The following is a 6,162-nucleotide window of genomic DNA, read 5'->3' on the forward strand; positions in this document are numbered from 1 at the left end:
TCAATGCAAAAGATTAATGGACTGCTATTTTTAATGCTACTACTAGCAGGTATATTGGGAGGTTGTCATAAATCGCCTGCTGAAAGTAAGGGGTTAACTACAGAAGACATATCTTCATCAGCAGCTAATGTAGAAGAAACTGCTTGGCCTAGAACAATTAAAGATGCCCTAGGTAAAGAATTTGTCATCGAGAAAGAACCAGAAAAAATTGTTTCATTATGGTATTTTTACCCTGAAATTTTAGTTGCATTAGGTGAGCCACCTGCAGCTTCTACTGATAAAGAATATTTATCCACTTTGTCTTATTTAAACGGTAAGCTAGATTCAACAGAGGAATTAGGCGATAAATTGTCTCCTAGTATTGAAAAAACGCTATCGATTGGTCCTGATTATATTTTAGCAACAGAACATCATGAAAAATTGTATGAATCCCTAGAAAAAATCGCCCCAGTCATTACGTTGCAATCACAGGACATCTACGAAGACTGGCAATATGGACTTCGTACAGTAGCCGAGATTATCGGAAAAGACGATGAGGCGGAAAAAGTAATTGATAAAATGATGAAAGATATCTCAACAGGACGTGAAGCATTAAAGTCAATTCAAGGAGAGTCTGTAGCGCTTATTTTGTCTTGGGACGGAAAAACGTTTAATGTTCTTGGTGAAGATAACCCTGTTTATACACTTGCTTTCGATAAAGAAAAGGGTTTGGGTCTAACACCAGATCATACATTTAAGGGGAATAATAATCAATTCGCTGCATTTGAAGGCATCTCAACTATTCAAGCAGACCATATTTTCCTTATCGGTGATATTACAAAAAAGGAAGCATTAATGAGTGAGTTAAATCAAAGCAATGTCTGGAATAATATGAATGCCGTAAAAAAAGGTAATATTCATTTAATGGATACTTCCGCTATTACAGGAGGTCCATTAGCTATCGAGTACGCTTTGCAAAATATAACAGAAGCCTTACAAAAGGACGAATAATAGGAAAAACCTTTTCCAAAAGTAAATAAGGAGAGATGAATATGCAAGATCAAGTTATCAATATAAATGAGAAATTATCCGAATTAAAGGAGCTTTGGTCACCGAAAATTATTGGTGAAATACACGATTTTCAATTCAAAGTGGTGAAGATTGCTGGGGATTTTATATGGCATGAACATCAAGGGGCTGATAAGGTATTTATTGTGCTCGAAGGGGAGATGTTTATTGCTTTTCGGGATGGTCAGGTGAAAATATCCAAAGGTGAGATGTTTATTGTTCCGGGAGAAGCAGACCACAAGCCCTTTGCTGAAAAGGAATGCCATATTATGCTTGTGGAGCCTAAGGTCATGTAGGCATTACCAGAATAACAAAAAGAGATAGATGATTTTTTATCTTACCCCTTTAGATTAATCTAAAGGGGTATTTACCTTGGTAACAGTTCGTTATTAAGCTAAACCACCATTTACAAAGATTACTTGTCCATTTACCCAACGTGCTGGTCCTGCTAAAAAAGAAACAACTTCTGAAATATCCCTAGGTTCTCCTAGTCTTTCTAATGGTACAGCATTTGCTAAATTATGAATCTGTTTTTCATCTTTTCCATTGAAGAACAAAGGTGTTGCCGTTGGTCCAGGAGCTATTGCATTAACAGTTATATCTTTTCCTCTTAATTCACGAGCTAGAATCATTGAAATAGATTCAACAGCTGCTTTACTTGCTACATAAGCACCATAGTTTGGAAATTGGCTACGAGTAACAGAGGTAGAGAAATTAATTATGGAGCCACCTCTCCTTACTCGTTGTGCAGCTAATTGTGAGATAACAAATGTACCTCTGATGTTTGTGCGATGCATTTTATCTAAATCATTTAAATTCAAATCTGCAATTGGACTAAGTAACATGATTCCTGCTGTATTTATCACGACATCTATACCACCAAAAGCGTTTTCTACTTGATCAAAAGCCATACTCATTTCTATTTCATTTGCTACATCACCTCCCACACCTATAGCATGTCCTTTATCAGCTAATATTTCTTCAACTAATTCGTTAGCCTTTGATTCACTTGAAGAAAAGTGAACGCCAACTGCATAACCTTCTTGTGCTAATTTTGCTACAACAGTACGTCCTATCCCTCCAGATCCGCCTAATACCAAAGCAACACGTTTATACATTTCTTTCACCATAAAATTCATCCTCCACAACCTGTTATTAAAAGTTACAATTTTTTAATTTTGTAACTTTGTTATTGTATATTACACATGTTATAGTTACATTGTCAACAAAATGTAACTATGAGAAGCGAAAGGAGTATATTTAATGGCTATTCTTTCAGAAGAGAAGATTTTTTCTACGGCTGAAGCAATAATTTTAAACAAAGGTATAAATAAAACGACATTATCAGATATTGCAAAGATGCTAGGCGTTACACATGCTGCGCTTTATAAACACTATAAGAATAAAGAAGATTTGCTCCAAAAGCTTGCCCTTAAGTGGTTGGATAATACTTCTAAAGATTTGTTTGAATGGAGTCCTAAAAAAGGCGTTGATGCGGAAATCGCTTTACATGATTGGCTATGGCTTCTTCACGTAACCAAAAGAAATCTGTATGAAAATCATCAAAAAATGTTTCTGCTGTATACAAATTATATAGAAACAAATAAAGATTTAATTAAAGATCATCTCCAGCATCTTGCTAAAAAAGTTGAAGAAATTAGTGGTTGGGAAAATAAGGGGATGGCAGTTATTGTCGCTTTTACTTACTTCCATAATCCGTATTTTGCTGAGCGGTGGAATCAGGGGGACCATCTACATTTGTTTGAACAAGTTTGGTCTGTTGTTAGTAGATCTCATTAAGTCTTGATCTTTCAAAGTAAGTACTGCTTGTTGTGCTTTTATGATCAAAATTATAAAACGGATTGGGAAATAAGCATTTTCCCAATCCGTTTCTTTTTATTAATAGATTCAGCTAAGGCAATCTATTTCTTTTTGGAAGATAGGATAATGTGGTAAATGAAGAATTTGCAATCAAAGCATTCAGATACTCAATTGAATATTTCTAACGAGGCATAAATGGATAATAGAATCGTAGATGTAATTTCAGGAGGATAAAAATTTATGATTCTGTATATCATTATATCGAAAAAATAATGAAATCGGATTAGATTGAAAAAGGAATTATTTGTAAAAATAATTAAAACAGCTACTTTTGCCGTTAAAGGTTATAGTATTTCTAAATTATAGAAATTTTTTATGAAAAGATTCCCTATATAACCAATGCAGTATTAAAATTACCTTATTTTTAGCGTTTATTTATTGGTAATGAAGTTATATTATTGTCTTGTAAAGCAAATTACAGTTTGATTGGGATATTTAATCATGAAAAATTTAGAAGATTGCTTTACATATAATTGGTTGAATTATTATTTGTGGGAACGATTTATACATATTTTTATAATTTTATAATTAAATAGCGCGATAATATTGTTCTCACAGAATAATATAATTTATTAAAATTCTGGAGGAATATACTATGACAAAACAAAACAAAGGTCGTAAATTTTTCGCAACTACAGCTACAGCAGCACTTGTAGCATCAGCAATCGTACCAGTAGCATCAGCTGCGGAATTTCAAGATGCAGCTAGCATTTCATCTTGGGCAAAAGAAGCTGTTCAATTTTTAACTGATAAAGGCTACATCCAAGGGGATGAAAAAGGAAACTTCAACCCAGCTGGTACACTTACTCGTGCAGAAGCGGCTGAAATTTTATCAAAAGCATTAGATTTAAAAGCTACTGGCACTGAAGATTTTTCTGATGTTAGTGAAAATGATTGGTTCTATAATGCAGTACTTGCAACTTCACCAGAATTATTTGATGGTATGGGCAATGGTAAATTTGAGCCTAAAGCTCAATTAACAAGAGAACAAGCTGCTAAAGTTATCGTTCAAGGCTACCAATTAACAGGTAAAGCAGATCTTAGCCAATTTGCAGATGCTTCTAAAGCTTCTAAATGGGCTGTATCTTACTTAGAAACAGCTGTAGAAAATGGTGTAATCAATGGGAAAGGCTCTTTATTAGCACCACAAGATAAAATTAGCCGCGAAGAATTCGCTACAATGGTAAAACGTACGATTGATGCAGTTCAAGAAGTAACACCAGCTGTAGAAGCTGTAAAAGGGCTTAATGCAAAAGAACTTGAAGTGAAATTCAACACAGCTGTTGATGCAAAAGATGCAGCAATCACAACGAAATATGCTGTTGAAGGTGTAGCAATCACTAACGCAGTAGTATCTGAAGACGGTATGACTGTTATTTTAACAACAGATAAAGAAGTAAAATTAACAAATGGTAAAGTAACTGTAAAACCAATTAAAACAAAAGCGGATGCTAAAGTTCTAACTGAAGAGTTTAACAAATTAATCACATTTGCAGATACGACTCCTGTAAGCGTTAATTCTGTAGAAGCGAAAGGCACTACAGCTGTTATCACTTTCGACGAGCCTGTACAAAGTGAAGGAACAATCAGCTTAAATGGTACAGAACTATCAAAAGATCGCTATACTTTATCTGGTAAGAAATTAACAATTACTGGATTAACAGCAGAACAATCTTACAAAGTAGACATTGTTGGTGCAACTGACTTCGCTAATAATATCGCAAATCCTATCGCAGTTAACTTCACAGTTTTGAAAGCAGACGTTGATAATTCAAAACCAACTGTTTCTACAGCAGTGAATGGTACAGAAATTACGTTTGATTTCTCTGAAGAATTAATGAAACAAAATCTTAATGCAGATGCAGAGACTAAAGAATATGCAAAAGTAACAGTAGGATCAACTGTATTCTATTTAACAGATGCTGATATTAAAGATACAGAGGATAAAACTGTATTTACTATTGATGCTAAATCTGCTTTAGGTACAGCTACATTCATTAATACAAACATTAAAGTAGAAGGACAAAAAGATTTAGCTGGTAATGCAGGTGATGCATTTGAGTTCAATGCTATTCTTTCAAAAGATTTAACACCTGCTACACTTGTTTCTGCTGCTACTAAAATGTTAGTAGCTGATGATGTAAATGCTACTACAGACGTTGATGCATTATACCTTACTTTTAGTGAGCCAGTAAAAGTAGAAGGAAAATTAACTGTTAAAACACAAAATGGTATTGCTTACACTACTGGAAAAGAAACAGCAGTAAAAGCAGATGCAGGTTTCGATGTAGATGGTAACGGTAAAATCGAGGGTGCAGAGAAAAACACTGTAAAAGTTGACATTGATCTAGATAGCAATTCAACATACACTTTCGAGTTATCTGCTAAAGCAGTAACAGATTTAGCTGGCAATGTAACTGCTGATACTGTTACTTTCAATGTAACAACAGGCGTATTTGAAGCTACACCTGAAACACCAACAGATTCATTAGTATTCGGCGCTACTCCAGTTGTTGTAACTGACAATAACGTATTCACAGTTGAGTATGCTAAAGATGTGACTGCAACAGCTACAAATGCTGCTAACTACACACTTGGAGGAAAAGAACTTCCTGCAGGTACGCAACTTCAGTTTGTAGATGGTACTAAGAAAGTAAGATTCACTTTACCAGAAGGTTCTATCACAGCTAATGGTAATTATGTACTTGAAGCTAGCAATGTAGTAGATACAAAAGGTAACACGCTTAAAGGTGGAAAAGTGACAACTCAAGTAGCACTTAAAGAAAATATTGTTCCTGTTGCTACTAAAGTAACTGCAGTAGATAGCAAAACATTTACAGTAGATTTCTCTGAAAATATTGCTGATCAAGCTGCTCCAACAGGTGTTACTGTTAAAATTGCAGGATCAACTGTAGAACTTGCTTCTATTACAGTAGCTGGTGGTAAACTTACTGCGACAACTAAAGCTGACTATGCATTAACAGACAGCATTGTAGTTGAATTCAAATCAACAAACCTAGTTGATGCTAATAACAACAAAGTAAAAGACGGTTCTATTGCAAAATAATTAAATCGTTCAAAAGTCCTGTGGAGATTTCCACAGGGCTTTTTTAGTGTTTAAATAAGATCATACTAATAGGAGAGAAAGACCTGCAAGAGGTTGATTTCCGTTCCGCCAGCGACCTTTCCAGGGGGCGTCCGATGAGCCGCTGTGTGATCTGACCCCAAAAATAT

Annotated in this window: 5 protein-coding genes; 4 read left to right on the plus strand and 1 reads right to left on the minus strand. The window is 34.8% G+C overall.

Annotation, left to right across the window (positions count from 1 at the left end; translation table 11 throughout):
* The first annotated feature begins 3 nt into the window (after positions 1–3).
* Together BFM98_RS04680 and BFM98_RS04685 are read left to right on the plus strand one after the other, a co-directional pair.
* Positions 4–990 carry an ABC transporter substrate-binding protein gene (locus BFM98_RS04680; protein ID WP_066036653.1) on the plus strand — a complete coding sequence of 329 codons (987 nt, stop codon included), beginning with the start codon at positions 4–6 and terminating at the stop codon, positions 988–990.
* A 41-nt stretch (positions 991–1,031) separates the two neighbouring features.
* Entirely contained in the window at positions 1,032–1,343 is a 312-nt protein-coding gene (locus BFM98_RS04685; RefSeq protein WP_066036654.1) for a cupin domain-containing protein, read from the plus strand.
* Positions 1,344–1,436: 93 nt separating this feature from the next.
* Here the strand turns inward: BFM98_RS04685 and BFM98_RS04690 are convergent, their stop codons facing one another.
* Positions 1,437–2,177: an SDR family oxidoreductase gene (locus BFM98_RS04690; protein ID WP_254659983.1), complete on the minus strand. Its 741-nt coding sequence runs from the start codon at positions 2,175–2,177 to the stop codon at positions 1,437–1,439.
* A 133-nt stretch (positions 2,178–2,310) separates the two neighbouring features.
* Here BFM98_RS04690 and BFM98_RS04695 point away from each other — a divergent pair, with 133 nt between their 5' ends.
* Positions 2,311–2,847: a TetR/AcrR family transcriptional regulator gene (locus tag BFM98_RS04695; RefSeq protein WP_066036655.1), complete on the plus strand. Its 537-nt coding sequence runs from the start codon at positions 2,311–2,313 to the stop codon at positions 2,845–2,847.
* A 676-nt stretch (positions 2,848–3,523) separates the two neighbouring features.
* Complete coding sequence (locus BFM98_RS04700) at positions 3,524–5,995, plus strand: S-layer homology domain-containing protein (protein ID WP_066036656.1); 2,472 nt, start codon at positions 3,524–3,526, stop codon at positions 5,993–5,995.
* Positions 5,996–6,162 lie beyond the last annotated feature (167 nt).

It is taken from the genome of Lysinibacillus sp. AR18-8 (assembly GCF_001705465.1).
Lineage (GTDB): Bacteria > Bacillota > Bacilli > Bacillales_A > Planococcaceae > Lysinibacillus > Lysinibacillus capsici.